Origin of the sequence: Lederbergia graminis, assembly GCF_042655485.1 — a bacterium.
Taxonomy (GTDB): domain Bacteria; phylum Bacillota; class Bacilli; order Bacillales; family Bacillaceae_C; genus Lederbergia; species Lederbergia graminis.
Map to the genome: position 1 here is coordinate 169,576 of NZ_JBHSMC010000020.1, position 26,984 is coordinate 196,559.

Sequence of the window (26,984 nt, forward strand, 5' to 3'; positions counted from 1 at the left end):
CCTAAATAATTGTAAACTAGAAATACCAAGCACTAGTTTAAAGCAGCTTCCCAAGATTGGAACAACTCTTTTACAGAGTTAAATCTGTCTTTCTTATTAGGTTGTATTGCCTTCATTGCGATATCATAAAGTTCTGGACCAGCATCCCATTTTTCATAGGAACGGTCGAGTTCGCCGCCAAATAAGCCAAATGCGATTGCACCCATATTAAATACATTTGTTTTTTCATCAATTTCAGCACCTTGTTGAAATTCTTCTGGTGACATAAATCTCGATGAACCCCATAGTCTTCCCATTGTATTGATAAATGGTTTTATCTGATAAAAATCAATATCACAAATTTTGGTGACGTTATTTTTAAAGTCATATAAAATGCTGCCATCATAAAAGTCGACCGCAACATAATTCTTTTTTTCCACGTGCACATGGAACTCCAATATCGTTTTATATGATTTCAAGCGTTGTTCTATCGGCAAATTTTTAAAACGAAAAAATGGAGAATCAGGATGTGTATATTTATGTGGAGGGGGAAATGACCAATGAGGATGAAGACATTGTCCATCAAACCAATCAAAAACTACTGCATAACCGTTGTCGGTCGCAAAATGTTCGCGTAGGTTTACTAAGTGCTTATGTTGTAAATCCTCATAAACAGGGATTGATTCCTTTAACCTGGATATAGCATCTTCTGGCTTCCCTTTATATTCCGTCGTTTTTGCACCGGCATATTTTACAAACTTTCTAACCCCATCCTTCTCAATTCCAAAGGATATATTTCCCGAATCTTGTTTATCGAACGCGGTGAATACTGTTCCCATCGATTCAAGCCATTCAAAGTCATGTTTTTCTTTTAATTGGAATGTGATCCTATCTAACTTTATGTCATGCAATTTGTCCATGAAAACCTCCCATTCTTGTTCTCTAATAAAACCTATTCTCCTTTTAAGCTAGATAATCCTCCTAACACCCCATTTTAATCATATAAAAAAGCATTAATCCTGCACGATTAATGCCACCAGTTCTTTCATATTTTCTTATGGTGTTGCCCATATCAAGTATAAGCTACCTGCCATAAAACGTTCTTCCTTCACTATTTGTAAATTAGACTCTTTTACTATTTCACTTATGTTCCTATCCTGGTGGCACCCTACTAATTTAAAAGCCAATGGATCTACTGTTTTTTGGAGCCAGGATAATGGCTTGTTCGTACTAATTCCATGCTCCATCATCAGTATTTTTCCATTTGGCTTACACCATTTTTGAAATTTATTTAAGACTTGGACAGGGTTTTGATAAGCACACAATGTTCCAGAAGTTACAATTGTATCGAAGCTATGTGCATCAAATGTAACAGCCTCAACATCTGCTTGAATAAACGCAGCTTTAAATGGATATTCCTTTGCGGCATCGTGTGCTACATCCAACATTTCACCGCTGAAATCTACTCCAGTTAATGATACCCCTTCATTGTAGAAAGGAAAATTCAGGCCAGAACCTACTCCAACTTCTAGCACCTTCCCTTCTATTCCTTGAAAAATTCGCTCCCGAAACTTATAGGCACCATCTTTGTTACGACGTCGCTTATATTTTTTGGCTTGCTTATCAAACTTTTGAATAATCGTTGTTCGCTCCAATTCCCTACTCCTTTCAAAATATAAATGGCTCTTGTTTAGTGAATTTAATAGAAGCTTTTATTGCACGATCTTTTACTTATAAAAAAATGAGTATTAAAAAGGACCATATGTTAATTTAGTATATGGTCGGTAGATTACTTGTATTAGTTTTATTTCGTTTTTTACTTGGAAAAAGGATAGTTAATATATTCGTTATACATTATATAAAGTCCTTCTTAGACAATGAATCTAGTAATTCGGAGGTAGTCCTGTCTGTTTCATTGGTTCTCACTTTCATATTACTCTGATGAATGAATTTTGCCCTTACGAATGATCACCAACATCGTTTCCTTATTTATAAACTATCATATTAAATAGTTCATACAGCGATAAAAAAACCTGATTTTTAATATTGTTTTTAATTATTTTCGTTTAGATGCATTTATTTTCAACTATTTAGTTTAACTATCATCCAAACGGGGTATATATATTTCGTTACATATCTATCAATTGCTACAAGGAGGGGGAAAAGAAGAAATGGCGATAAAAAAGATTTTAAAAAAAGATATAGAAACATATTTAAACGAGAACTGGTCGGAGCTTGAAGATAAATTACTTTCGGAAGCAGTAAATGTTTCTGGGAAAATCAATGATATCCTTGCACAAGGGAATATCGATTTATTGAAAAATGCAAGGAAGGTCATTTCCTATGTATTGAACAGAAACGAAAGTGAATTGATTGCTTTTGCCAAGCAGGAAGGGATTGCTTGGGCGGAGTATTCCTTAACACTTGCTTTGAAATTAGAATGGGTTCAAGCTATTAGAAGAACCGTTTGGCAGATAATTTCAGAAATCAACGAGGGCCAGCATGTATATTATGACCCATCCGAATTTCTTGATTTAGAAAAAACGATTAATGACCAAATTGACCAATTTCTTAATAACTTCTTCCTCAGCTACTCGAAATATAAAGATGGAATGCTCTTAAAACAAAGGGAAATGGTAGAACACTTATCTGTTCCGATAATCCCTGTAAGCGAAACTGTTTCGGTTTTACCGTTAATTGGTACAATAGATCCTTATCGAATGAAAATAATAGAAGAAAAAGTGTTAAGCGAAATAGCTGTTACACGCTTCGAAACACTTGTTGTCGATTTATCCGGAATCGCAATGATGGAAAACGATGTATTGGATGATTTCGAAAAAATCCTAACCGCAGTCGCGATGATGGGATCGAAAGCCATCATCACAGGACTAAGACCCGACCTAGTCAAAAAAATGGTCCATACCGGCATCCGCATAGGAAAAGACGCCGAAACAAAAGGCACCCTCCAAAAAACACTAAAAAAATATCTTTAGGTGCCAGGCACCCGAAAAATTCCGAATAGTCCCGGAGTTGTTTGGGTGCCTGGCACCGTGAATATTCCGAATTGTGTTGGTGCCTGGCACCGGAACAAAAAAAAGCATTAATCTACAACGATTAACGCACTACTTACTTTCACAAATTTTCTTTTTACCATTTTACATTCAACTTTTATCCCTGATTAGGGGTAATACTATTTGTTCTCAAAGTATTTGTTCGCCAATTTTTTATAAAATGAACAGATGCAACAATCACTGTACTTAGCCAAACGAGTAAGAAAATTCCGGAAATTATGGGTAGTGTCGTTAGTTCAAATACCGTTCGACCTAATGCAGTTTGGATAGCAATTACGATAATCGACAGCATCCAAGCTATACTACCATAATGAATCAGCCTATTTTTCATTTGGTCTTGTAATTGTATTTTTTCCAAAAGCCATCCTGGAAATACTAATGTTTGTAACGCATGAAAGCCTATTCCATGAAGGACGATTATATTCCCCATATCACCTGTAAATCGATCTTGAAGCAAAATCATCCATATTCCAGCAAAATTGGCTACTAGAATAGATATAAATGCATAACGAATCCCTATTAATAGCAATGGACGTTCAAAAGGGAATTTTATTCGAAGAAACTGTATAGTAAGCAGTACAGCTAGAATCACTAATATTAGTGAAAAAACTCCAAATAACATCCCGCCTATCATATCGACAACGGATCCTTCGCGAGAAAACCTAGGATTGAATCCTCGAAAATTCTGGATTGTTTCGATTGCATAGGCATATAAGCTCGAAATGATAAAAAGCCATCTGATGGTCTTTCTTTTTTTATCCCCAAGTCTAGCTAAAGGTAAAATGGCAGCTATTGAAAGGATAAAAATGCCGATTGCAGCATTAAAGGAAAAAGCATCTCCTAAATTGCCTTCAGGTAAGATAATACTCCCTTGAAAAAAGATATAAACAGCGATACCTGCAGCAAGAATAAATCCGAGAATACCAGTAATGACAAGCCATCTTTCTCCTTCAAATAGCTTCACAGACGGTTCCACAACATCTTTACGAATTGACAAGAGTAATCCCTTCTTTCCATAATAGTTTTTTTATTTATCAATCAATAAATAATAATGTAAAAAAAATTTCATCTCCTTTTTTAAAACCCCCTCACTACATCCTTTTTCCATCAATCAATTGTGGCAAATTCAATACTTCTGCAACTGTAATAAGTAAACCTGTGCCAATAAAATGAGCTGCTGTCGCTTTTGCATTAGGAATTCCTGCTCTTTCAAATTTCAGTGTTAAGGAGTCAAAAATTTTAAGAAACAAATTACGAACATGTTCGCGAATGCCATATTCTGATATTGAATGAGCTTGCATGACCATCAACACCTCATCACGATGAGTTTGAATGATTTGACTAAACTCTCTTCCCATAGTTTCAATTAATTGATCAGCAGGTGCTTCAACTTCAGCAAACGTATCATAAATACGGCTAAACGCACGGTCAATAACTGTCTTAAATAATTCCTCCTTGTTTTCGAAAAAGTGGAAAACATATGGCTGTGTTACTCCTGCAGCCTTCGCTACCATCGCAGTCGTTGCTCTATAGTATCCCTTCTCAGCGAAAACCACCAAAGCATTTTCAATAATTAGTTCTCTTTTATCTTTACGAACAGCCAAGACCATCATCCTTTTAATTTATTTATTGACCAATAAATAAATTATATAATGTACTGTAATATATTGTCAATTACTTTTGTAAAATTTTCCTTTTTAAAATCAAGAAGTGTCTTCTCGATCTAGTTATTAACCCTACAGAACTGAAAATTAGAACCACTTAAATCTATATGCTTCAGCTTGTTAAGAAGCCAAAACAGACACTAAAATGTAGATTCAAGTGTCTGTTTGCATTAATTGTAGCTCTCCACCCCGTATAGCGGAATTTACTATTTTTCCATTACAGCAAAATAATTTTCTTCATTATCCGCAAAGTTAAATACTCTACCAGATGGCAAATTTACCATTTCACCGACTTTAACTTTTTTATTTAACAAATCGCTATGTAACTGTTCAAGATTTTCTGTAAAAAACATTAAAGAAGGAGTACCAAGATTTACTCCTGGAGATATTTTAGCAACGAGATCTTTATTATGGAGAATGAGGCTTGTCTCTACCCCTTTCTTTGGAGCAATTTCAATCCATCTCATTCCCTGATCATTATTCTCCTCAGCAATTACAGTAAAACCTAATATTTCTGTCCAGAACTTCACTGCCTCATCTTGATTATTCACATACAACATAATTTGACCAACTTTACTAAACAAAAACCTCTCACCCCCTATTGAAAACAGTGCCTTGAAAACAGTGCCAGGCACCAAGAGAATTCTGAATTGTATTAAAGTTGCACCGGTGCCTGGCACCCGAAAAATTCCGAATTGTATCAGAGTTGCACCGGTGCCTGGCACCCAAAACATTCCGAATTGTACCGGAGTTGTGCCGGTGCCTGGCACCCAAACAGCAACACCCCAATCACGGTTGGACTTCGTCTTCCATTGCTTGGAGGTTGATGAGCGCTCTTTCCATGTGCCCTACTGCTTCTTCTACGCGTAAATGTGCATCAAATAGAGGCTCTCCTGGTGTATGGTTTCTTTCGATTTCTTTTCCTTGTGCGTTTAGTATGCGTTCCTGTAGTTCGTGTAATTGTTGTTTTACTTGTTTAACAGCTTCAAGATCTGCTTCGTTTCTAGCTTCCCTTGCTTCTCGTTCTAGTTGTTGAGAAAGTTCGATGAGTTCCCAGTTCTCTCTAGCGTTCGCCATACTACATTCCTCCCAATATATTCTCCACCATATCTTTTGCTAATTTTCATTTTTGTAGACTCTTTTCTGAACGAAATATCATTGTAAAATAAAGGTATTTATCACCTTAAATGTGTGTGTATAAAAGTCTAAAAAATGGAGAAACGTATGGATTCAATCTTTTTGGCAGAAAAAAAGACACATCCGCCTAATATGGGACATGTCAATACGTTATTTTAGCTATTGGAATTGAAGTAGTTACTGATTTATTTTTCGGTCAATTTTCTTGCGTCGACGCCATCAAAACTGATTTCTACCGGCTTAATTGTCCCATCCTCATTAAAAATCATCTTGTCTATGCAAACAACTCGATGATTCCTGTCTGTTTCGGGAAGCGGTCTGCGGTGATAAACGATGTAATATTCATCGGTTCCTGGCACTTGAATATAGCCATGATGTCCAGCACCTGTCGCAACATCGGGATTCTGTTGCAGAATGGTTTCAATGCGCTCGAATGGTCCTAATGGAGAGTCAGAAATAGCATAGGCTACCCGATAATCAGGCCCTGTCCATCCCCCTTCTGCCCACATAAAGACATATTTTCCGTTCCGTTTAATCATACATGGCCCTTCCACATAGTCAGTCGGTGTTATTTCCTTATACAAGCTGCCATCATCAAAAGGTTCAATACTAATCATATCCTCTCCTAAACGAGCAACATTACAGTGTCGCCAACCACCATAATAAAGGTAAGCTTGACCATCATCATCAAGGAATACATGAGGATCGATTGGTTGTGCACCATTGTAGAACCTATCAATAAGTGGTTTCCCTAGAGCATCCTTGAACGGTCCTTCTGGTCTGGTGGATACACCGACCCCAATACCACCAATTTCGTCGTTATTCTGAATGTCATTAGCAGAGAAATATATATAATATAGGCCGTTACGCTCAATTGGTGATGGCGCCCAAACTGCTTTATGGGCCCATTCAAAGTCCTCCATGCTTAAAATTCTTTCAACCTTTGTCCAATTAACCAAATCCTCGGAATGAAATGCATCAAAAAATGTTTGTTCCTTATAAATAGCTGAGTATGTAGGATAAATCCAGTAACGCCCTTCAAAAATCCTAGCTTCTGGATCAGCATACCAACCGGGAAACACAGGATTTCCTGATTTTATTTTCATCAATAGCTCCTCCTTTTATAAACCTAAAATCATTGAAGTAATTCCCGGTTGCCATTACCAATAATGCTTAATTACCTCATAAGATTTCGGCTTCATTTTGTCATTCGCTCTACTGCACTGATAACGTATTTTGTAATAGAGTGTCAAAAGCGCAGATATAATAACGCTTACATATGAATATATCAAACTATCATTGGTATAGCACTAAAAAACTAATCAAAGTTTAGTCCGATTCCTCAAAATAAAAAGCCATGCCTCCTCGACATGACTTCTCTTCTTACTCGTTTTCTTCTTCAAAATCATCTGGGTAAACCGTAGAATCAAATACATCCCCAGTGCTTTCATCTTTATAGTTAATTTTGACTTTGTTCTTATCTTCGTCGACGCCATCTAAAAATTGATACATCATTCCGCTTAGACCTAATGCAAATGATGCGAATGTGTCAAAGCTATTTTCAAAATCCTCTTTTTTCACTACAACAGTGAATTCTGAGTATTTATCATTATGCTTAATATCTTTAATGGAAGCAAAGTCATCGCCGGATTTCATTTCCTCGATGCTAGTGTCTATTTCCTTCTTCATTTCGTCCATCATTTCTTTATGCCTTTCTTTCGTCAACTTATAAGTGATGGATCCATCATCGTTCTTTGTTACCTCTTTAACTCCTTCTTCTTCTTTTGCCTCTGTAATCATTTCATCGATATTTTCCCCTTCAAAGAAAGAAGCCGGTAACGTAATCTCCACATCTTTACTACCACATGCAGCTAATGCAAAAACAAAAACGACCATCATTAACATAAAACTAAACTTTTTCAAAAAATTTGCCCCCATTCTTTTTCATAAACATCTACGATGATACACAAATTTCCTTCCAATGTACATAAAACTGCACTCTGCTACTAGCCAATATAATTGTTGTAAAACTCTTTCATGTCCAGTAATAGTGGAATTGAAAACTTCTTCATTATTACATTATCTTTTGCAACACACGTAAAAATATTACCACCATCCATACATCAGAAAGTGAATTTTCAAAAAACTTAGTACTTCGCGAAAAAACAGCACACCTTCCTAATCTATTCTTCATCGTTTTTAACATGCATGAAAATTTCTTCAAAAATTCACTCATGAATATGGTAAAATAGTAGGTAAACGTTTCCATACTGGTGGTTTGTAGGTTGCGTAGAAAAAAATAACATTTTGGGAGAGGGTTGAGGAGATTGAAAGATAAGCAACCAAACATCATTTTGATTAATTGTGATGACTTGGGTTATGGGGATTTGAGTTGTTATGGATCAACTGTCCATGATACGCCAAACTTGGATAAGATGGCAGAGGAAGGCATTCGATTTACGGATTTTTACATGGCATCATCTGTTTGTACACCATCTAGAGGAGCGATGTTGACGGGCTGTTATCCAAAACGGATTGGTTTCGGTTCGTTCGAGGATGGACATTGGGTGTTGTTCCCTGGTTATCGAAATGGATTAAATCCGAATGAATGGACAATCGCAAAAATGTTAAAGGATGTCGGCTATAATACGAAAATGGTTGGGAAATGGCATTGCGGTGATCAACCTGAGTTTTTACCAACGAGACACGGATTTGATGAGTATTATGGCCTTCCATATAGTAATGATATGGGACGGCAGACTGGTGCACCAAGAAGTCTTCCTCCACTACCGCTCCTACATAATGAAGAAGTATTGCAGGAACAACCAGACCAAACAGGCTTAACCGAACGTTATGCAGAACAGTCTGTCCGTTTTATTAGAGAAAATGCCAAAGAAAATAAACCTTTCTTCCTTTATTTAGCCCATATGCATGTACACTTACCACTGTACGTTGCGGAACGCTTCCGTAAAGAATCGCGAAATGGTGATTATGGTGCGGCAGTTGCATGTATTGATTGGGTAACAGGCGTCCTAATGGATGAGTTGAAGCACCAAGGAATCGATGAGAATACGTTAATGATTTTCACATCCGATAATGGTTCGAGAAATGATTTTGGTGATAGTAATGGCCCATTGCGCGGTAAAAAAACAACGAGCTGGGAAGGTGGATTCAGAGTACCATGTATCATGCGTTGGCCAGGTAATATTGAGGGTGGAATTGTTTCTGATGAAATTGTAACATCGATGGACTTCCTCCCTACTCTTGCAAAATTTGCAGGTGGCTCTATTCCAACAGATCGTATTATTGATGGTTTGGACCTATCTGATTATATTTTAAATCCAAAAGAAGAAGCATCACCACGTGACACATTCTTCTATTTTGTGGCGGAGAACCTCACTGCGGTGCGTTCAGGAAAATGGAAATTACACGTATGGCGCCATAAAAACGCAGTTTGGGAACTGTACGATTTGGAAAAAGATGTTAGTGAAACAAACAATGTTATCGATGAATACCCAGATGTAGCAGAGAGATTGAATCGACTTATTGAGGAGTGTCGTGTGGACCTTGGGGACGGCGCAACCGATACAATCGGGAAAAACTGTCGCCCTGTAGGAGAAGTCGACAATCCCGACACCCTCACCCACTTTGACCCAGACCACCCATACATCATGGCAGAATACGACCTACCTCAAAGAGGATAAAATCGGTGCCAGGCACCCGGACAATTCTGAATTGTTCCGGTGCCTGGCACCTATGTTATTTATCTTCTCTTAATATATATTCATTTTCTTGCATTTTCATATGCTGATTCAATATCTGTCGTACTGAAAAGGATGGAAGGATGTGCCACTTTAGCAGGTTGTTGCTTTTCCATTGCAGATTTAGAATAAAGAACTAACGTAGTAAACTCATCCTCGCTTGGTCCTACCTCAATCCAGGCAGCATTTGGTCCCATCTGTTTTTCAAATTTTATTACAAAACCAAGTTTATTTAACCAGAAATCTTTTGCTAGTTGTTGGTCTTCCACATAAACTGTGATTTTTCCAATTTTATTGATCATCTAATCACCTTTTCTTAATAGTCATCATGCATTTTATCAAATCATGACTGAGCTTCGCCATTTTTAGAGAATGTTCCTTAGGAAGCATCGTGCTTATCGAATCTGTCCTCATCCTCCCAACGAGAATTAAAAATGAGTGTCAAAAGTATTTGACACCCCTCCCTTGTTCCTTTATACTTAAGGTGTAAAAGATGTTTTACAGGTAAAGGGTGGTATTTTAGTGCGAAATAAAATTAAACAATATCGAGAAAAGAAAAATATATCTCAAGGAAAGTTAGCTGATTTATGTAATGTCAGCAGGCAAACCATTAATGCAATTGAAAACAATAAATATGATCCAAGTCTACAATTAGCTTTTGATATAGCGAAAACGTTAGGTGTCACGGTTGATCATTTATTTTTAAGTGAAGGAGAGATGGAGGAATGACAAAGAAATCGCAAATTGCAGTTTTTGGCGTGGCTACACTCGTAATGTTGGCAAACATTTTGTATAAAATGTTTGCTGAAAAAGAAGTTGATTTTTATGAAATGATTGCTCTCGGAGTTTTCTCTACTTTTTTACTACAGGCAATCACTTGGGGAACAAGAAAAGAAAATAATGGTATCTTACAAGACGAAGAACTAGGTCAAAAGATTGTGGAGCAAAGTTCGAAAATAAGTTACACGGTCGTATACTTCCTACTTCTCGCAGCCATTCTCACAGACAAACTTGTAAACGGCACAAGCAACATCTTCCTACTTGCAACATTCATCCTAGCAATGATCACCTTCCCAATCGTTCAGTTTATGGTTTCTAGAAGATATCAATAAAAAAATGGTGCCAGGCACCGGAACTATTCAGAATAGTTCCGGTGCCTGGCACTCCATTTTATCCCCAAATTTCTTTGGAAATGTCTACGATATATTTAAGTTTCGCCCATTGTTCTTCTTCTGTTAGGATGTTTCCGTGATGTGTAGATGCAAAGCCACATTGTGGGCTGATACATAATTGCTCTAGTGGTACATATTTTGTTGCTTCTTCGACACGTGCTAAAATATTTTCCTTGTCTTCTAGTTGTCCATGTTTAGATGTGAATACTCCTAGTACAACGAGTGGACCGCCATTTGGAATGTGTTCTAATGGTCCAAAATCACCTGAACGATCATCATCATACTCTAGGAAAAAGCCGTCTACTTTTTCTTTCGCAAATAAAGTAGGCGCGATTTTTGCGTAGCTACCTTCAAATGCCCATTTAGAACGATAGTTTCCACGGCAAAGGTGCGTTGTAACCACTAAGTCTTCTGGTTTACCTTCTAATACACCATTTGCTACACGTAGAGCTAATTCGATTAATTCTTCACGTGCATAACCGCTGTCGTTAAAAGGAATTTCAGGAGCATTTAACCCAGCAATATACACATCATCTAATTGTAAGTAACGGCAACCAGCATCATAAAATGCTTTAATCGCATCACGATATGTTTGGATAATATCATTCGCATATTCTTCAATATCTGGATAAATTTCTAAGTTACGAATACCAGCATTAAACATTTGATTCGGACTAGGAATCGTTTGTTTCGCAACAGCACGATCACCAACAATTTCTTTAAATTCGATAAAATCTTTTATATGTGGATGATCAGGGTTAAAGGAAATTTTTCCTGTTACACGCACATCATATCTTTCCGTCTCTTCTCCTTTGAACGCAAAACCATGATCTGGCACATAACCTTCTACCCCATTCAAATGCTCTAGGAAATCAGTATGCCAAAATCTACGACGGAATTCACCATCTGTTACTGCTTGAAGTCCTACTTCAATTTGTTTATCGACAATTTTTGTAATTTCTTCTGTTTCGATTTGATGTAGTTCTTGAGCAGTAATATTCCCAGCTTGGAAATCTTTTCTCGCTTGATGAATTCTTTCTGGTCTTAATAGACTCCCAACATGATCGGCTCTAAAAGGTGCTTTCACTAGTGTCTTTGTCATAATAATCTCCCACTCCCTATTATCTTTTGATGTAACGTAAGTGTAGCATAGGAAAATGATTATAAGGTAACACCTAAAATCTATTCGTGGTTATAGCTTTTAACTATAGCAAAAATACTTTTATGGTCATTTTTAACTTTACTTAAAAATGACCGATTGTGCTTCTAGTTCTTTTCTCAAATTATAGAAATCCGTATGTTCAATCCACTCATTTTTCAGATTGTATGTACGTCCATTGTATAAATGTAGAATAATATCTTTTCCTAATACTTCTACTGCCATGATCTCCTCAACCCTAATCTTCTTTTTCCGATGAAAGAGCCGCAAGTGAATGATTAGGATCTCATCACGCAAAGTTACATAGGTTTGATTTTTTCGATTTAAAAAGGAAATACCTAATACAATAAAAGAAATTGCCGAATAGGGAAATCCTGTGTAATAAAAATGCGTATATCTTGACCAGATTTCATATGCAGCACATGCAAACCAAAAAATAGCAATTCCTTTCCACAGCGGCCTATCTACAATTTTAATTTCCATTGTAAACCTCCCGATTAGTTCATATGACTATGTGAGGAAGCTGCTGCCTCATCTGCCTTTACACAATCAATCGCAATCACGAGAGCGATGATGATTTCTTCCATATCATCCTTTTCTATTTGGACTTGGTAGCTGTCTCCCCAAGTGAACCACTTCTTATTTACTTTACCAACAACTTTCCCATGTTGGTACACTTCAAATTCCATATCCCACCAATTACCGCGCACTTCTATCCCGGCCGCATCAATATTGTATCGAGCTTTAAAGAAGGAAAACTCTTTCTTAATCATTAGAACTTCTCGTCCATGCACTTCTACAAAAAACTTTGGTAAAAAGCTGAACATTTTCTTCGTAATTCGTGCAACTTCATTTCTATTTGAATTCATGATGGAATAGGATTTTGGTATTTTCATAAAACTACCTTCTACATAATACACATCATTTTCCTGCTCATCTTTTACTGTGAATTTACCACTAAGACTAAAAACCTTTTGTTTAATATAGAGCTGCTTCATCCTTTCCCTCCTTACCACCTAATTATATTCATAGTATTATTTTACCATAACTTTAATTGAAATTTCAGAAATATCAAATGATATTTTAACGAAAAATTATGAAATTGAAATTCGCATGATAAAAATAAAACCCCAGTTAGCTTAAGAATGCACCTTAAAATAACTCGGGATTTTTACGAGAACATATTTTTTAGTCCACATTTGAGTGGTGGCAACTAAAGTTTCTCCGTCTTTTTCAAAGATCAGACCAGCACCAGCTTTATCTTTAAATTCCCATCCATTTGCGGCAACCAATTGTTTAATATTCTCATCAGCAAAATCAATACCTTTATTCTTACTACTTATGATATACCAAATAAAATCCCCTTCTATTGCAATCTCAGCTAATTTACTATCGGATTCTTTTAGTTTATGAATTGCTTCTTTTGCTGTTACATTCTCTATTGGAAGAGTGGGATAGTATAATTTATTTACAAAGATGAACACACCAATCATAACTATTACAATAGCAAGAATAAGTCCAACCTTCTTCATCTAACTATCCCCCTGTATTCGTTTTTTAAAAACTTTCTTCCATAGATGAATCCATCACTAAAATAATTTTTCAAATGCTATTCTCTCATGCAGACCATCAATATAGACGATTCCGCAATACTGGAAGCCATTTTTCAAAATAACCTTTTGCATTGGGATATTTTCTTTATGTGTATCAATCTTAATACTATGAACGTTGTGTTCTAAGCAAAGTTTTTCTACATGCTTAAGGATTTCCGTCGACAACCCTAATCCTTTATGATCTCTACTTACGGCTACTCTGTGAACTGCTGCATATTTTTCATTACTAAGCCACTGCCCTTCGTGTATCAAATTATAGGCAGGATCCCCTCTAAAAGTGACCATTGCGGTTGCGACCACTTCCCCTTTTTTCACGAGAACATAGCTTTCTCCATGTTTAATATCCGTTTGAATTGACTCTTCATTCGGATATCCATTTTGCCATTGGTCTACTCCTTGCTCTTTTAAAAACACTTTAGCTTCACTTATGACCTTCATTATGCTCTGTATATCACTGCTGTTCGATTTTCTAAACTCCATTACTGTCCCCCAGTTATTTATATTTTCCTACCTTTAAAATCAAAACCTTCATCCAAAACTGAGATTTTCATCAAATGGGAATACGTAGACGTCAAAATCTATATATTCTGTTTGGATTTGATGCGCAAATTCGATAACCTTTTTATCCAGTGTCATTACCGGTGATTTTCCATAATGAACATGGAGCACAACTTGAAGATGCGATTTTAATCCATATGTATCTCGCAACTCATTAATGACAGGAACCTTACTGCGTAGCTTTCCAATAATTTGGCTCATTTGTACTTCCAAATCCATCGATTCTTCGTCATCTGTTGAGAGTTCCCAATCCGTTACGTGATAAAATGACTCAGGGTAAGGATGGTTTGTTGGAATTGGCGGAATTATTGGATTCCCATCTTTATCTAAATTCGTCGGCTGTAATCCTAATTTTTCTGAAACTGCATCTAACGGAAAATTATTCCCGTAAAGACTAAAATAAACGCGGATGGTCGTTTTTTCCTCAATAAGCTCTATTTTCTGATGTTGAATAAACTGTTTGATTGTTGCTGCTATTGAAGCCATTGTTTCTATATTAATTTCAATCGAAACGGACTCAAAAAGGGCATTTCCACCAACTTGAGCAATAATTAAATGCTCCTTCTCCTCTATCAAACGAGCCCCTTCTTCATGAACTAATTCACTTTCATCTCCTAAAAAGACAAGTCCTTTACATGGACGGTTTAGGAGCGCATCGAGCACACTGTCTTGATGAATATACGGTGAATACCATACGCACTGTACGTTGGAAAATACGTCTTGCTTAAGAGAATAGGCAACAATCGTAGATCCCAAACCTAATGAGACAAAATGGATGGAATCATACTCATGTTGTTGTAAAAAAGATTCGATCATTCCATGGACAAGCTTTGGTAACTTATCCTCCTCAATATCCATAAAAGGATATTGAAACTGTAATGTATCAAAATTTTGCTCCAAATACACTTGATTTGCATACCAAAACATCGGTCCCTGGGTCGTATACTCCTTACCCGGTAACAAAATCGCAAGCTTCTTCGTTGACCTACCTAACTTCGTATAAAAATAAGGAATCGAAACCCCTTCCTCCTCCAAAACTCCCTTCACATACTCCAACACAAAACCTCCTTTTTTAATCGGTGCCTGGCACCCACACAATTCCGGAACTATTCCGAATTTATGCAATTGTTCCGGTGCCAGGCACCTAAACAACTGTCTTGAATATTTTATTGCAGATGATGCTTATTGGGGGAATTGTTTTGGGGTATTTTGTTTCCGTTGAAGAAGATGTTAATTTGTTTGTAGAAGATTTGAATCCTAATGGCGAGAAAACGATCTTATTCATCCACGGCTGGCCACTAAGTCATAAGCAGTTTGAATATCAGTTTGATGTTTTGCCAGCAAAAGGCTATCGCTGTATCGGTGTCGACTGGAGAGGATTTGGACAGTCCGATAAACCATTAGACGGTTATAATTTCGATCGATTAGCGGATGATATTCGCGTGATTATCGATGTTCTTCAATTAGAAAATGTCACACTTGTTGGCCATTCCACCGGAGGCGCCATTGCGATTCGCTATATTACTCGTCATCATGCACATGGTGTTGAAAAACTTGTTCTTGTAGACGCAGCAGCACCAAGAGGTTTCACAAAAGAAACAGCACAGAGTTTCCTACATGATGCCCTTAATGATCGGCCAAACATGATGCAGAAAGTAACCGATACATTCTTTTTCCAAAATATTACGAAGCCTTTTTCCGACTGGTTCCTTCATCTAGGATTTCAAGCTGCTGGCTGGTCCACTGCTGCTATAATTGTAACGTTAAGAGATGAAAAATTAGACTTAGATTTACCTAAAATCAATGTTCCAACCTTGATTGTTCATGGAGTTCATGACAAAGTAATCCCTTTCACACAAGCCCAAGAAATGAACCGAGCCATAAAAAACTCACAACTCGTACCATTTCATTATAGTGGACACGGACCATTCTGGGAAGAACGCGACAAATTCAACAAACTGCTCGAACAATTTGTTTAGGTGCCTGGCACCCAAACAACTCTGGTTCAATTAGGAATTTTCCGAATTGGATTAGAATTGTTCCGGTGCCTGGCACTCCTGCTTCAACACTGAATACATATATAAATCATCGAATTTCCCACATGTATATTCATAGCTTCTCAATAATCCTTCTCTTACGAACCCTAGTCTTTCTACTAACTTTTGTGATGCTAGATTACGAGGTTCAATTAATGCTTCTATACGTTGAAAATTCATCTGTTGGAATCCTTGTCTTATAATTGCTTCCACTGCCTCTGCAGCTATACCTTTTCCCCACTGCTCTTTACTCAGCTCAAAACCAATTTCTGCACGGAAATGTTGAGCCACAATGTTATGAAAACCACAACTACCAATTACAACATCATGTTCCTTTAATGTAATTCCCCATCGAATTCCAGTTCTTTTACTTCGTATCGACTTATACCAAGAAATCTCATCTAGGGCATCATTGATGGAAGTAAAAGGTTCCAAACCATAATACTTCATTACCTCATCATCTGACAGGTATTCCAAAATGCTACTCGCATCCTCATCCGTAATCTCTCTTAACAATAACCTATCCGTCTCAATCACAGGAAAACTATTCATCTCTTAAAATCCCCTCAATTTTCCGGTGCCTGGCACCCAAACAACTCTGAAACAATTCAAAACTATCATAATTGTTCCGAAGTTGTGCGGGTGCCAGGCACCAACATATAGTCCATTACACGTTCGTCTTCTAGCATTTCGTCCGTTTCTATGAAGCCTACGCTTTTATAGAAATGAATGGCGGCTTCGTTTTCTGGGACTACAGAAAGGCGAATTCGTTCACAATCTTCCTGTGCTGATATCATTTCGATTACTTTTTTCATCGCTTTTTTTCCGTATCCTCGCCCTTGGAATTGTTCTCCAATCATGAATCTCGGAACCCAGTGACGATCATATGGCTCATTTTCTGGAATATATTCAACTGCCAATAAACCTATCACCGTATCTCCATCACAAATTGCATACGGAGTAAATTTTGGATCTACATACGCCCATGCAATCGTCGCCAAATTCCGAGCCACAAATTGCTTTTGATTTTCAGCTACTTCTAATTTTGCACATACTCTAATATTTTCTTGTGTTACCGGTCTAATTTCTATTTTATTTTCCATATAAAACTCCTCTCGATGGCAGTGCGCTCTCTCTTATTTCATATATTGCGCTACAAGCGTGAAGCATCTTTCTCTTGTCAGTTCTGCTTGCGTAGCGACATATTCTAATGCCTCTGTTGAACCGCCTTTGTATTTTTCAGATGACTCTTTTGCTATCTCGTCTCTCTCTTTTATCCAGCTGCGTTGCTCTTCTCTTAATTGTTCCATCTCATCGCTACTAAGCTGTTCTTCTAACAATCTGTAAATCTCATTCAACTCAGCGTCCCATTTTTCATATCTCTTCGCTTCCTGCTCTTCTAACTCGGCGACGGTTGTCCCTACTTCTGAATTTCTATCTACTTCTTGCATTTCATTCAACTTCTTTAAATATTCTTCCCTCTTACTTTCCACAACCTCTGTTTCGCTCTGTTCAGAAGCATCAGCGTCACTTTGTTCCGTTTCCTGTTGCTCTGCAAGCTCATCACTAACATCATTTTCAGCATTGCTTTCTTCTGAAGTCTCCTCTACCTCTGCAACGCCATCATTTTTCACTTCACTTTCTTGCGTTACACTATCGCTAGTATTATCGGGCTCAGCATTTGATTCTTTCGTTTTGTCACCACAGGCAGCTAATAAAACAACAATTATTATTATTGGTAAAAATGCGAACTTTTTCTTCATGTTCATCCTCCTTATGTTTTAAATCAATGATGTTCAGTCATAAAATTCTTAGGCATGTTTGAGCAGTTATCGAGCACTTTGATTCCCATTTACATTCGTTTTAAGTCGTGGTGGGAATCATTCACCACTTTTGATTCCCATCCTCATTCTTTTTCAGATAACACAGGAATCATACGCCATCTTTGACCCTTCCACACCCTTTTTCGAATCACTCAGGAATCATACGCACCCTTTGATTCCCTTCCACACCCTTTTTCAACCCACTCAGGAATCATTCGCACCCTTTTGATTCCCTTCCACATCCTTTTTCAACTCACTCAGGAATCATATGTTCTCTTCGTTTCCCCACGCAAATCTGCAATCAGAATCTTCCTCACACAATGCTCCCAATCGCAACCACACCCACTTCCCACAAAAAAAATAACAGCCTGCACTTAAATCCACTGCTATTCCAATAAAACGAACTTCATCCACCCTAAATTATCTCAAATTCTCTCCATTCCATTGGTAGCAATGCCTGATATTTCGGTGTCAAAAAGCGATCATCCACTAAAACAATCACCCCTGTATCTGTTTCAGACCTGATTAATCTTCCACCTGCTTGCAGGACTTTGTTAATACCTGGATATGTATAGGCATAATCATAGCCGTTTTTGCCGATGGATTGGAAATATTCTTTTATAATATTCCGCTCTAATCCAAGCTGCGGGAGTCCAACGCCAACCACAATGACCCCATTCAGCCGATTCCCTTTCAGGTCCACCCCTTCCGAGAATACACCACCGAGAACGGCAAACCCAAGCAATCCCTCAGTACTATCTTCCTTAAACTCTGCTAAAAATTGTTCACGTTCGTCCTCATCCATTGCATTATGTTGTATGATCGTACGTATGCTAGGATGTGCTGTTATAAAATCCTCATATACACTTTTCATATATTGATAGGATGGGAAGAAGATGAGAAAGTTTCCTTGCTTCTCTTTCACTAACTTACTTAACATGTCGATAATTTGTTTTTTCGTCCGTTCTCTTGCATGAAAGCGCGTCGATACTGGTTGAATAAAAACTTCTGTTTGTTCCTTCGCGAATGGGGACGGAATAGCTAACGTATAATCCTCCGTCGTTCCACCAAGCATGTCCATAAAATACTGCAGTGGTAATAATGTCGCAGAAAAGTAAATTGTGGAACGAAACTTCTTGCGAATCTGCTGTAATAAATGAGAAGGATCCAAACAAAACATTTTCAGCTGTACCTCACTCTTTCCAGCTTCCACATATGTGACATACCGTTCATCATAGAGCTTGGCGATGCGCACAAATCCCGTCGCCGCAAAATACGTATCCAATAGTAATTGCTGCTCGCTAGTCGATTGCAATAACTCTTTTTCGGCCTGCTCTACGAATGCTTCTAGCAATTCAACTAGATCCTCTTCCAAATCCTTCACAACAAGCTGCCCATTCTCTGAACACTTTTTCTTTAATTCAATAAAATACTTATTAATTTTGTTCACAGAATCATACAGTGGAGCGCCCTTATATTCCCTTTTTAAAGACAAAAACGTCGACTTCGTTAATTCGGCCGAAAACATTTCGCGTGCTCGATCCACTAAGTTATGAGCTTCGTCTATTAATAAAACAGATTGGCTTTTATGTTCATCGAAAAATCGCTTTAAAGACACTTTTGGGTCAAAAATATAGTTATAATCACATATAATCGCATCCGCTACATAGGCCAAATCCAACGAAAACTCAAAAGGACACAGTGTATGTTTGCGTGCATACTCCTCAATCACCGCTCTACTAATGAATGTTTCATTAGAAAAAATATCCAATATCGCATCATTAATTCTATCATAATAGCCATTCGCAAACTCGCAATAATCTTTCTGGCAGCGCGTTTCTTCTTTAAAACAGACCTTATCTTTTGCCGTAATCGTTACCGCACTCATACAAAGACCTTTATTTTTCAAATGAGCAAAAGCTTCCTCAGCGTTTTGCCTCGTAATCGTTTTGGCTGTTAAGTAAAACATCCGTTTCATTTTGCCTTCCCCAAGTGCTTTTACAGCTGGAAAAATACTCGAAATTGTTTTACCAATTCCAGTTGGTGCATTGGCAAAAATATTCTTTTCCTCGGAAATAGTTTTATAAATGGCACCTGCCAGCTTTCTTTGCCCTTCTCGATATTGTTCAAACGGAAACGGTAATGATTCAATACTTTGATCTCTCCGTAATTGATGTTTCTGCATTAGCTGCGCATATGGTGCATAGTTTTTCACCAGGTCATGAACAAACAGCGCAAGTTCCTCAAACGTACACCGTTTTTGAAACTTCTTGATTTCGTCTGTCACCACATGGATATACGTTAATTGCACAGTCATCTCCGCAAGTTCATGATCTTTTGCATAAATATAGGCGTACACCTTTGCTTGAGCCCAGTGAACAGGATAACGATCCTCTTCAATTGAAGCCAAATCCTTGGAAGTTGACTTAATTTCGTCAATGAGGATTTCATCATCACGAATAATTAACCCGTCACAACGGCCGTCAATGAGAAAATTCAAATTTTCATATTCCATTTCCGTCTTTAGAAAAACTTCTTTAAAATCAGTTTCTTCATATGTACTTTGAATCGCTTTATGAGCTTTTGTTCCATCCGTCATCGTGGTTGCTGTACGAAACTTATTATCAATACTTCCGCTCCGATACACATATTCCACTAATGCCCGAACAGATAGCCTTACTTCAGGTAGCATAATATCACATCCATACCACCATTTTACAAGATACCTCCCCAAGTGGAAAGTTGGACATAGGTGCCTGGCACCCACACAATTCCGGAACAATTCTGAAAAAGGGACATGGGGTCAGGTCCCACGTCCCAGTACCGTGTCCATTAAGCAATAAAAAAGCATGGTACATGGGAGTCACGTCACAACATCGAATCCACTAAAAAAGCCAGCTTACATACTCAAAAGCTGGCTCTAGATATCTATCTAATTTTCCGATGAACTTTATATTTATTCCCTTCAAATTCAAACGATCGTTTTTTCGCTGATTGTTTAACTACTTGGGTTACGTTTTGTTGTGAAACTTGAAGATCCTTTTCAATATGTACGAGTTCAGCTGAAGTATCTCCTACTAGTAAATAATATGCTCCTGTGGAAGATAATCCGTCTGCTGCAACCAACACATTGTCGAACATCATATCGACAAAACGAAGGAAACCACTTCTAATCGGACGCCGAATCAGTTCATGAATACTTCCATTATTCGGAGCTATTTCTAGTATTTTTTTATCATATTTATTCATCAAAATACCCCAATTCTTCTAATCTTTTATTATATCTTTTTACCTTCCATTCATCGAGCACGTAAGCTATTGCATAAAAGATAATGATACTCAACAAAAACTCCAGCGATAGTGAAGCGGTTATATTGATGCTCTCACTTGCTTCTGGAAATACGCTAAAATGATCCCATTGTTTTTGAATGAACAATGAATCGATAATCGTAAAAAGCAAAAATATGAAGGCTAAACCGATTGCGTCGATAAAATAATGTTTTTTTCTCTTTTTTACGGACTTCTCATCTGTTCCAGTAGGAATTTCTTTTCTCGTCGTAGACATCGTTGGTATAATTAGACTTTCATCCTTCCGTGCAAACCAAGCAATCGCACCAGGAATCATGACGATCAAAATTAATTCCAACGTACTATTCGTAATATCCTTTGTTGTCACATATTTCCAAATACATGAAACAAAGAGGACAACATACAATAGACCAAGCGTTACTGCCATTCCCCTAGCAACCAACTGCTCGCTTCTTTCATCCATTTTTACTCCTCCTCCACATATTCAAAAATCTCTTCAATTGAGACGTTAAAAACTTTTGCGATATCCCATGCTAATTTTAGAGAAGGATTATACGTTCCACGTTCCAAATGTCCGATTGTTTCCCGCCTAACCCCCACTAATTCCGCCAATGTTTGTTGATTCATATCGTGCTTTACCCTAAACTCCTTCAGCTTTGTTCGCCACACATGTAATCACCTTCATTCACTTTTATGTTATAAATACATCTCATTGCGTTATAAATATATCTCATATAGTACACACTGTCAACTGAATTGTCAGAAAAAAAAGGACACGGGGTCAGGTCCCGCGTCCCAGTTATCAAACTGGTCCAAGGAAACTGACCCCATGTCCCGTTATTGTTTTTAATTCAGTTCAATTGTTTGATTGATGTCCGTATCTCTCGAACTTTGCCCTGTCATCCGTTTATAGTAATAAACAATATTCTTTATGAGATTTCCGGATTCCCAATATTCGGCTGCTTCCACATTCACCTTGATTAAAATTACATTTGGATCATCATAAGAAGTTTGCATGATTTTCTCATACATTTTGCTCCATAATTCTTTTTTCTTGTTCACATCTTCCACAATTTCCGCTTTGCCACGAACAGAAACATAGGATTTACCAGCATATGCAACATTCACATCTTGATCATGCATTATTTCTTCATATTTTTCAGTATCCTTTTTCGAAAAAAACCATAAGTCTCCATCAAACTCAACTTCTTGCGTTTTCATCGGACGAGAGACTAGCCCTTCTTCCGTAGCCGTTGTTAACATCGCAACATCTATGCCTTTTATTAAATCTCTTAATGTTTCGATCTCATCCTGCTTCATCATGTTGCATCACCTCTTTCATCGTTATAGTATCCTCTATACCAACCTTCTATGCAGGCTAAACGTAGTAAAACAATAGGAATGAATTAAGGATGTAATCCTTTTGATAGTTTTCGCCTTCAAAGAGGAACTATATATGATCGAGGCTATAATTAGAGAAAATAAAAACCCGCAAATGCCGTCTAAGCAACATTTACGGGTTCATTCATTAAGCTGTATGTTTTTTAATTAAATCTACAAATGCATTTACGAATCCTTGTAAGAATTCAACTGTATCTTCTCTTGTAATTTTTCCATTTTCGTCTACTAAGTCTTGAGAATTTGCTAAGTATGCTTCCGGTTGTTGAACTGTTGGCATATTTAGAAACGCTAGAGTTTGACGTAAATGATGGTTTGCACCAAATCCACTTAAACCACTAATAGATTGACTAATGATTGCAGCTGGTTTGCCATCCCAAACACTTTGTCCCCAAGGACGAGATGCAACATCAAGTGCATTTTTCAATGCAGCTGGTACACTACGGTTATGTTCAGGAGTTACAAATAAAACAGCATCTACGCTTTTTACTTTTTCGCGGAATGCAGTATACTCTGCAGGAGAATTTTCATCATAGTCCTGGTTGTACAATGGTAAATTTGCGATTTCGATAAATTCTGTCTCAAAACCTTCTGGGAATAATGGTGCTACATTTTTAGCGATTTGCTCTGAAAAAGAATTGTTTCTAATACTTCCTACAATAATACCTACTTTTGTCATGTTGATACTTCCTTTCTTTTAGTGTGATACTATCATTTTAATAGCTTCTATCATAATTGTACAATTATTTGCTCTTCTCACATTATTAGAACATGTACCAAACTACTTTTTCCCATAACATTAGCCTGTATCCATGTGGGACATGGGGTCAGGTTCCTTGTCCCATTTCAATACTTCCCCTTCATATCTCGATTATCTATAGTAAAGATAAGGAGTAGATATAAAATATATACCCCAAGATAACTACCAGTAATTAAGAAAAATGGATTTAAGAAAATAGCATGAATCTTCGTCATAAAAACTGTGTTATCTACCAAAATGTTATAAATTGAGATCGAGGCAATATTACCGAAAATAAGTGCAGAAATAATAGCGAGTAAATTAAAAGTCAAATGAAGCTTCCCCCACTTTTTTCGCAATATAAACATTACAATTGGAATGACAATACTTCCTAATACTAATAGAATTTTCATATTCATCACCACGCGATAAAATTTGTATCCTATTTAATTTGCCCACGATAATCGATGGTTATGAAAAAACGGGTATAAAACGCTAGCAAAACGAAATCGAAAAATCTATAAATATTTGTCCTGCCTTGTAAATAAAAAGATAGATTTGAATTATAAATCGAAAGGTGGTGAAAAAAATGGAGCATCAACCACTTATTGTTGTGATGAAACTTGTTTTTGAAGAAAATAGTGAGAAGTTAATGAAATTAATGCAGTCAGAAATGGAAGAGTTAAGAGGAGGAACACATTTGATGAGGTTCATGGGTTCAGAGGGTCACGGGGTCAGGTCCACCGTCCCATCTGCACTACCTTGGGACATGAAAGCTGACCCTATGTCCCTTCATGTAACCGGGACATGAATCCTGACCCCCTGTACCACCTCTAACTGGGACACCTATCCTGACCCCTTGTCCCTCCCTTGTTCTCCTCTATTTCAAAAATTTTCGTACGAGTCGGTCGTTTTTGTGTTTGTATGGTGGGAAGAGTAGTCTTATATTAATTTTGGAACTTGTTTTCAGTACACTTTTTTCATGGGAGAATGTTCGGAAGCTGTATTCGCCATGATATGCGCCAATTCCGGAATTCCCGACGCCGCCAAAAGGTAGATCAGGATTTCCTAAGTGTGTGAGTGTATTATTAATACACACTCCTCCAGAAGAAATTTCCATTAAAACTCTATCCTCCACTGCTTTGTCTTCTGTAAAGAGATATAGTGCTAATGGTTTGGCAAATTTCTTAATCGCCACAATTGCTTCATTCAGGTGTTGATAGGATAAAATCGGTAAAATTGGACCAAAAATTTCTTCCTGCATCGCAGCCGAATCCCAGTTAGCGTCTAGTAGTGTTGGTTCAATAAATCGGGTCGATGCATCCACCCCACCGCCAACAATAATCTGATCCCTATCTTGTTCCAAGATTCCCATTAACCGATTGAAATGGCGGTCGTTGACGATGCGACCGAAATCCTTACTATCTTTTATTACCTCACCAAAAAATCGCTGCAACACTTGCTTCATTTCTGTTATGAGCTCATCTCTCCTAGACTCTTCCACAAGCACATAATCTGGTGCTACACAAGTCTGTCCAGCATTTACGATCTTCCCCCATATAATTCTTTCTGCTGCCACTTTTCAATCAGCTGACTTATCAACAATGACAGGGCTTTTTCCGCCTAATTCCAATGTGACTGGTATTAGATTTTTTGCAGCAGCTTCCATGACAATTTTTCCAACCGTCACACTTCCTGTGAAAAAAATGTAATCAAATGGGGAATGAATAAGCGATGTAGTCGTTTCGACCCCACCTGGAACCGAACGAATATAAGACGGATCAAACGTATCAGCAATCATTTCCGTCACTACAGAGGATACATTTGGGACTAATTCTGATGGCTTGATGACCGCTGTATTTCCAGCCGCAATCACACCAATTAAAGGTTCGATTAGGAGTTGAAATGGGTAGTTAAACGGACCAATAATTAACACCGTTCCATATGGCTCGTACACCACCATACTCTTCGCCGGAAACAAAGCGATGGGTGTATCGACTTTTTTCGGTTTCGCCCACTTTTTCAACAGCTTCTTCGTGTGGGTAATACTGTTTAATGTGAAACCAACCTCTGTCGCAAAAGCCTCGAATGAATGTTTTCCTAAATCTTTTTCAAGTGCTTCTAATATATTCGTCTCATATTTCTTAATTGCAGCTCGCAATTTTTGCAACTGTTGTAAGCGAAAATCGAGATCCTTCGTTTTATTCGTAGCAAAAAAACGATGGTGCTCCTCCAGAATTTCCGCCGCTTTTTCGTTCGTTAGTTCTAACATAGGTACCTCCTAGACCAGACACCCAGTTTGCCGGTATCATTTTCAATAGACAATAAGATTAGCTACAAAACTACCTTATTCCAGTAACAAAGCTTCTATTATTTCACTTTCGTCTTTATAAATTTTCCACATTAAAAACATTAAGACTGTGACAGCAAATATAAGCGAATTCTCTTTTACAAAGTATATCAAATCATACAACTTCATCCAGCATCACCTTTGATTTAGTATGGCTAAAAATACGTACAGTACCAGCAAAAAGTTTCATTGAACACACCAAAACCATGGCATGGAAATCACTCCACGCCATGGTTTTATCGTTCACGAAACTTCAAAGTATATGGGTCATTCTTTTTTACATTGCTCCATACTGCAACAGGGTATTATTTATGAATTATCATTCTTGAATCTGGATGTGAGGACAACGTTTCTTAAGTTCATCCATAAACTCTTTTCTATTACTTGGTGATATTTTTATGCTTCCCATAAATGTTGTTTTATTAAAGATTTCAATCGCATCTCTCGAGGACAATATTCGATGACCTGTAAAGACGGCGTTTGTAGGTGATACCCTTGTTATATTTTCGTATGGAATACGACTTTTAAACGGACCACCTTTTATAAATAAATAATCTTCATGAAAGACATACTTCACTACAAATACAGTCCATAAGATAAAACCTGTTGAAAGAAGAAAGATTGAAGTCATTATGATCACTGCTGGTATAAAAACATTTGCTGGTTCATTTCGAACTTCTTCAATGAAAAAAGGAAAAAAGGAACCCAAAGCAAGAACAAGTACAACAATCAACGCCAAATTAATAAAAAACGCATCTACTTTTGAACGAAAAACCATTTAATCACCACACCTCCATCTAATTTTCTATACGGGTATAGGTTATAAAGGTTTCAATAACTTTTTCAATATTAGTAATAAAATTTTTCACAAAGTTTGCAGTATTCAGGTGAGAGGAAATAATAAAAAAGGCTAAAAAGCACACAGAATGTGAATGTGGATAGAATTAAAAGGCCAAACTATTGCTTGAATTTTCTCAAGATAGTTTGGCATGGTAAAAACTAATTAAAAGCTATCATAATCAGCGGAGGAAATACACGGAGACTCCTGCGGGATGTACGGTAGCCGGAAGACCCTACAGATAGAAAAGCGAAGGCGACTGATCAGCGGCGTACGAACGGGAGACAATCCTGCACTGAGATAAAGGAAACACGGCGAGGAACGAGCCGATGTTGACTTATCGTAGGGAAAGGAATGACTCGTTCGCTAGCTGCTAG

The 26,984-nt window shown here is 37.5% G+C and carries 32 protein-coding genes and 1 pseudogene; 6 read left to right on the forward strand and 27 right to left on the reverse strand.

The annotated features are described in order from the left end of the window. Positions 1-32: 32 nt before the first annotated feature. Positions 33-899 (reverse strand): serine/threonine-protein kinase, encoded by an 867-nt coding sequence (locus ACFPM4_RS15250; RefSeq protein WP_382353509.1) that lies wholly within the window; start codon positions 897-899, stop codon positions 33-35. Positions 900-1,034: 135 nt separating this feature from the next. Further along, complete coding sequence (locus tag ACFPM4_RS15255; RefSeq protein ID WP_382353512.1) at positions 1,035-1,634, reverse strand: class I SAM-dependent methyltransferase; 600 nt, start codon at positions 1,632-1,634, stop codon at positions 1,035-1,037. 516 nt (positions 1,635-2,150) lie between these two features. On the opposite strand from ACFPM4_RS15255, the gene ACFPM4_RS15260 reads away from it, so the two are divergent. Further along, a complete protein-coding gene (locus ACFPM4_RS15260) occupies positions 2,151-2,972 on the forward strand; it encodes an STAS domain-containing protein (RefSeq protein ID WP_382353514.1) in 822 nt (273 codons plus the stop codon). Between the two features lie 175 nt (positions 2,973-3,147). On the opposite strand, the gene ACFPM4_RS15265 is transcribed toward ACFPM4_RS15260, so the two are convergent. The 6 genes from ACFPM4_RS15265 to ACFPM4_RS15290 all read right to left on the reverse strand — a co-directional run bounded on the left by ACFPM4_RS15265 (position 3,148) and on the right by ACFPM4_RS15290 (position 7,774). Then, positions 3,148-4,047 carry a hypothetical protein gene (locus ACFPM4_RS15265; protein ID WP_382353517.1) on the reverse strand — a complete coding sequence of 300 codons (900 nt, stop codon included), beginning with the start codon at positions 4,045-4,047 and terminating at the stop codon, positions 3,148-3,150. A 94-nt stretch (positions 4,048-4,141) separates the two neighbouring features. Next, positions 4,142-4,654: a TetR/AcrR family transcriptional regulator gene (locus tag ACFPM4_RS15270; RefSeq protein ID WP_318281180.1), complete on the reverse strand. Its 513-nt coding sequence runs from the start codon at positions 4,652-4,654 to the stop codon at positions 4,142-4,144. Between the two features lie 266 nt (positions 4,655-4,920). Beyond that, positions 4,921-5,298, reverse strand: a complete 378-nt coding sequence (locus tag ACFPM4_RS15275; protein ID WP_382353520.1) for a VOC family protein — start codon at positions 5,296-5,298, stop codon at positions 4,921-4,923. Between the two features lie 205 nt (positions 5,299-5,503). Next, a complete protein-coding gene (locus tag ACFPM4_RS15280; RefSeq protein ID WP_382353523.1) occupies positions 5,504-5,791 on the reverse strand; it encodes a hypothetical protein in 288 nt (95 codons plus the stop codon). A 245-nt stretch (positions 5,792-6,036) separates the two neighbouring features. Beyond that, entirely contained in the window at positions 6,037-6,957 is a 921-nt protein-coding gene (locus tag ACFPM4_RS15285; RefSeq protein ID WP_382353525.1) for a glycoside hydrolase family 43 protein, read from the reverse strand. A 277-nt stretch (positions 6,958-7,234) separates the two neighbouring features. Continuing rightward, positions 7,235-7,774, reverse strand: a complete 540-nt coding sequence (locus tag ACFPM4_RS15290; protein WP_382353528.1) for a hypothetical protein — start codon at positions 7,772-7,774, stop codon at positions 7,235-7,237. A 404-nt stretch (positions 7,775-8,178) separates the two neighbouring features. Here ACFPM4_RS15290 and ACFPM4_RS15295 point away from each other — a divergent pair, with 404 nt between their 5' ends. Then, a complete protein-coding gene (locus tag ACFPM4_RS15295; RefSeq protein WP_382353531.1) occupies positions 8,179-9,555 on the forward strand; it encodes a sulfatase family protein in 1,377 nt (458 codons plus the stop codon). An 80-nt stretch (positions 9,556-9,635) separates the two neighbouring features. Here the strand turns inward: ACFPM4_RS15295 and ACFPM4_RS15300 are convergent, their stop codons facing one another. Next, positions 9,636-9,914 (reverse strand): VOC family protein, encoded by a 279-nt coding sequence (locus ACFPM4_RS15300; RefSeq protein WP_382353534.1) that lies wholly within the window; start codon positions 9,912-9,914, stop codon positions 9,636-9,638. 214 nt (positions 9,915-10,128) lie between these two features. Between ACFPM4_RS15300 and ACFPM4_RS15305 the strand changes: the two genes are divergently transcribed. Together ACFPM4_RS15305 and ACFPM4_RS15310 are read left to right on the forward strand one after the other, a co-directional pair. Beyond that, entirely contained in the window at positions 10,129-10,341 is a 213-nt protein-coding gene (locus ACFPM4_RS15305) for a helix-turn-helix transcriptional regulator (RefSeq protein WP_318281148.1), read from the forward strand. Beyond that, positions 10,338-10,724, forward strand: coding sequence for a hypothetical protein (locus tag ACFPM4_RS15310; protein ID WP_144928317.1), 387 nt, complete (start codon positions 10,338-10,340; stop codon positions 10,722-10,724). The genes ACFPM4_RS15305 and ACFPM4_RS15310 overlap by 4 nt, the downstream gene beginning before the upstream one ends. Before the next feature lie 58 nt (positions 10,725-10,782). Here the strand turns inward: ACFPM4_RS15310 and ACFPM4_RS15315 are convergent, their stop codons facing one another. From ACFPM4_RS15315 to ACFPM4_RS15340, 6 genes are all read right to left on the reverse strand, one after another. After that, positions 10,783-11,886 (reverse strand): 5-methyltetrahydropteroyltriglutamate--homocysteine S-methyltransferase, encoded by a 1,104-nt coding sequence (locus ACFPM4_RS15315; RefSeq protein ID WP_382353537.1) that lies wholly within the window; start codon positions 11,884-11,886, stop codon positions 10,783-10,785. Between the two features lie 138 nt (positions 11,887-12,024). Next, complete coding sequence (locus ACFPM4_RS15320; RefSeq protein WP_382353540.1) at positions 12,025-12,426, reverse strand: hypothetical protein; 402 nt, start codon at positions 12,424-12,426, stop codon at positions 12,025-12,027. Between the two features lie 14 nt (positions 12,427-12,440). Then, positions 12,441-12,941 carry an LURP-one-related/scramblase family protein gene (locus ACFPM4_RS15325; RefSeq protein ID WP_382353543.1) on the reverse strand — a complete coding sequence of 167 codons (501 nt, stop codon included), beginning with the start codon at positions 12,939-12,941 and terminating at the stop codon, positions 12,441-12,443. A 141-nt stretch (positions 12,942-13,082) separates the two neighbouring features. After that, positions 13,083-13,475: a hypothetical protein gene (locus ACFPM4_RS15330; RefSeq protein ID WP_382353546.1), complete on the reverse strand. Its 393-nt coding sequence runs from the start codon at positions 13,473-13,475 to the stop codon at positions 13,083-13,085. 57 nt (positions 13,476-13,532) lie between these two features. Next, a complete protein-coding gene (locus ACFPM4_RS15335) occupies positions 13,533-14,036 on the reverse strand; it encodes a GNAT family N-acetyltransferase (protein ID WP_382353549.1) in 504 nt (167 codons plus the stop codon). Between the two features lie 48 nt (positions 14,037-14,084). Next, positions 14,085-15,161: a DUF4279 domain-containing protein gene (locus ACFPM4_RS15340; RefSeq protein WP_382353726.1), complete on the reverse strand. Its 1,077-nt coding sequence runs from the start codon at positions 15,159-15,161 to the stop codon at positions 14,085-14,087. 152 nt (positions 15,162-15,313) lie between these two features. Between ACFPM4_RS15340 and ACFPM4_RS15345 the strand changes: the two genes are divergently transcribed. Then, positions 15,314-16,093: an alpha/beta fold hydrolase gene (locus ACFPM4_RS15345; protein ID WP_382353552.1), complete on the forward strand. Its 780-nt coding sequence runs from the start codon at positions 15,314-15,316 to the stop codon at positions 16,091-16,093. A 51-nt stretch (positions 16,094-16,144) separates the two neighbouring features. Here the strand turns inward: ACFPM4_RS15345 and ACFPM4_RS15350 are convergent, their stop codons facing one another. The 10 genes from ACFPM4_RS15350 to ACFPM4_RS15395 form a co-directional block, all read right to left on the reverse strand. Beyond that, a complete protein-coding gene (locus ACFPM4_RS15350; protein WP_382353555.1) occupies positions 16,145-16,702 on the reverse strand; it encodes a GNAT family N-acetyltransferase in 558 nt (185 codons plus the stop codon). 65 nt (positions 16,703-16,767) lie between these two features. Then, positions 16,768-17,253: a GNAT family N-acetyltransferase gene (locus tag ACFPM4_RS15355; protein WP_382353558.1), complete on the reverse strand. Its 486-nt coding sequence runs from the start codon at positions 17,251-17,253 to the stop codon at positions 16,768-16,770. Positions 17,254-17,286: 33 nt separating this feature from the next. After that, positions 17,287-17,913, reverse strand: coding sequence for a lysozyme inhibitor LprI family protein (locus tag ACFPM4_RS15360; RefSeq protein WP_382353561.1), 627 nt, complete (start codon positions 17,911-17,913; stop codon positions 17,287-17,289). A 475-nt stretch (positions 17,914-18,388) separates the two neighbouring features. Further along, positions 18,389-20,665 (reverse strand): ATP-dependent DNA helicase, encoded by a 2,277-nt coding sequence (locus tag ACFPM4_RS15365; RefSeq protein ID WP_382353564.1) that lies wholly within the window; start codon positions 20,663-20,665, stop codon positions 18,389-18,391. Between the two features lie 236 nt (positions 20,666-20,901). Continuing rightward, entirely contained in the window at positions 20,902-21,222 is a 321-nt protein-coding gene (locus ACFPM4_RS15370) for a hypothetical protein (protein WP_382353567.1), read from the reverse strand. Then, positions 21,215-21,745: a hypothetical protein gene (locus tag ACFPM4_RS15375; protein ID WP_382353570.1), complete on the reverse strand. Its 531-nt coding sequence runs from the start codon at positions 21,743-21,745 to the stop codon at positions 21,215-21,217. Before ACFPM4_RS15375 ends, ACFPM4_RS15370 begins: the two co-directional genes overlap by 8 nt. A 2-nt stretch (positions 21,746-21,747) precedes the next feature. Further along, a complete protein-coding gene (locus tag ACFPM4_RS15380) occupies positions 21,748-21,951 on the reverse strand; it encodes a helix-turn-helix transcriptional regulator (RefSeq protein ID WP_382353573.1) in 204 nt (67 codons plus the stop codon). A gap of 177 nt (positions 21,952-22,128) precedes the next feature. After that, positions 22,129-22,605 carry a pyridoxamine 5'-phosphate oxidase family protein gene (locus tag ACFPM4_RS15385; RefSeq protein WP_144928293.1) on the reverse strand — a complete coding sequence of 159 codons (477 nt, stop codon included), beginning with the start codon at positions 22,603-22,605 and terminating at the stop codon, positions 22,129-22,131. 205 nt (positions 22,606-22,810) lie between these two features. After that, entirely contained in the window at positions 22,811-23,359 is a 549-nt protein-coding gene (locus ACFPM4_RS15390; protein WP_382353576.1) for an NADPH-dependent FMN reductase, read from the reverse strand. 167 nt (positions 23,360-23,526) lie between these two features. Further along, on the reverse strand, positions 23,527-23,832 hold the full coding sequence (locus ACFPM4_RS15395; protein WP_382353579.1) for a transposase: 306 nt from the start codon (positions 23,830-23,832) through the stop codon (positions 23,527-23,529). A gap of 176 nt (positions 23,833-24,008) precedes the next feature. On the opposite strand from ACFPM4_RS15395, the gene ACFPM4_RS15400 reads away from it, so the two are divergent. Beyond that, on the forward strand, positions 24,009-24,230 hold the full coding sequence (locus tag ACFPM4_RS15400; RefSeq protein WP_382353582.1) for a hypothetical protein: 222 nt from the start codon (positions 24,009-24,011) through the stop codon (positions 24,228-24,230). A gap of 69 nt (positions 24,231-24,299) precedes the next feature. Here the strand turns inward: ACFPM4_RS15400 and ACFPM4_RS15405 are convergent. Then, positions 24,300-25,691, reverse strand: a pseudogene (locus ACFPM4_RS15405) (aldehyde dehydrogenase). A 397-nt stretch (positions 25,692-26,088) separates the two neighbouring features. Continuing rightward, complete coding sequence (locus ACFPM4_RS15410; RefSeq protein WP_382353585.1) at positions 26,089-26,547, reverse strand: PH domain-containing protein; 459 nt, start codon at positions 26,545-26,547, stop codon at positions 26,089-26,091. Positions 26,548-26,984: the final 437 nt, after the last annotated feature.

Excerpts from the sequence above, each read along its gene's own strand:
- ACFPM4_RS15250 (WP_382353509.1), bottom strand. The coding sequence starts at position 899 with ATGGACAAATTGCATGACATAAAGTTAGATAGGATCACATTCCAATTA.
- ACFPM4_RS15260 (WP_382353514.1), top strand. The coding sequence starts at position 2,151 with ATGGCGATAAAAAAGATTTTAAAAAAAGATATAGAAACATATTTAAAC.
- ACFPM4_RS15280 (WP_382353523.1), bottom strand. The coding sequence starts at position 5,791 with ATGGCGAACGCTAGAGAGAACTGGGAACTCATCGAACTTTCTCAACAA.
- ACFPM4_RS15285 (WP_382353525.1), bottom strand. The coding sequence starts at position 6,957 with ATGAAAATAAAATCAGGAAATCCTGTGTTTCCCGGTTGGTATGCTGAT.
- ACFPM4_RS15300 (WP_382353534.1), bottom strand. The coding sequence starts at position 9,914 with ATGATCAATAAAATTGGAAAAATCACAGTTTATGTGGAAGACCAACAA.
- ACFPM4_RS15310 (WP_144928317.1), top strand. The coding sequence starts at position 10,338 with ATGACAAAGAAATCGCAAATTGCAGTTTTTGGCGTGGCTACACTCGTA.
- ACFPM4_RS15315 (WP_382353537.1), bottom strand. The coding sequence starts at position 11,886 with ATGACAAAGACACTAGTGAAAGCACCTTTTAGAGCCGATCATGTTGGG.
- ACFPM4_RS15320 (WP_382353540.1), bottom strand. The coding sequence starts at position 12,426 with ATGGAAATTAAAATTGTAGATAGGCCGCTGTGGAAAGGAATTGCTATT.
- ACFPM4_RS15325 (WP_382353543.1), bottom strand. The coding sequence starts at position 12,941 with ATGAAGCAGCTCTATATTAAACAAAAGGTTTTTAGTCTTAGTGGTAAA.
- ACFPM4_RS15330 (WP_382353546.1), bottom strand. The coding sequence starts at position 13,475 with ATGAAGAAGGTTGGACTTATTCTTGCTATTGTAATAGTTATGATTGGT.
- ACFPM4_RS15335 (WP_382353549.1), bottom strand. The coding sequence starts at position 14,036 with ATGGAGTTTAGAAAATCGAACAGCAGTGATATACAGAGCATAATGAAG.
- ACFPM4_RS15350 (WP_382353555.1), bottom strand. The coding sequence starts at position 16,702 with ATGAATAGTTTTCCTGTGATTGAGACGGATAGGTTATTGTTAAGAGAG.
- ACFPM4_RS15355 (WP_382353558.1), bottom strand. The coding sequence starts at position 17,253 with ATGGAAAATAAAATAGAAATTAGACCGGTAACACAAGAAAATATTAGA.
- ACFPM4_RS15360 (WP_382353561.1), bottom strand. The coding sequence starts at position 17,913 with ATGAAGAAAAAGTTCGCATTTTTACCAATAATAATAATTGTTGTTTTA.
- ACFPM4_RS15365 (WP_382353564.1), bottom strand. The coding sequence starts at position 20,665 with ATGCTACCTGAAGTAAGGCTATCTGTTCGGGCATTAGTGGAATATGTG.
- ACFPM4_RS15370 (WP_382353567.1), bottom strand. The coding sequence starts at position 21,222 with ATGAATAAATATGATAAAAAAATACTAGAAATAGCTCCGAATAATGGA.
- ACFPM4_RS15375 (WP_382353570.1), bottom strand. The coding sequence starts at position 21,745 with ATGGATGAAAGAAGCGAGCAGTTGGTTGCTAGGGGAATGGCAGTAACG.
- ACFPM4_RS15385 (WP_144928293.1), bottom strand. The coding sequence starts at position 22,605 with ATGATGAAGCAGGATGAGATCGAAACATTAAGAGATTTAATAAAAGGC.
- ACFPM4_RS15390 (WP_382353576.1), bottom strand. The coding sequence starts at position 23,359 with ATGACAAAAGTAGGTATTATTGTAGGAAGTATTAGAAACAATTCTTTT.
- ACFPM4_RS15395 (WP_382353579.1), bottom strand. The coding sequence starts at position 23,832 with ATGAAAATTCTATTAGTATTAGGAAGTATTGTCATTCCAATTGTAATG.
- ACFPM4_RS15400 (WP_382353582.1), top strand. The coding sequence starts at position 24,009 with ATGGAGCATCAACCACTTATTGTTGTGATGAAACTTGTTTTTGAAGAA.
- ACFPM4_RS15410 (WP_382353585.1), bottom strand. The coding sequence starts at position 26,547 with ATGGTTTTTCGTTCAAAAGTAGATGCGTTTTTTATTAATTTGGCGTTG.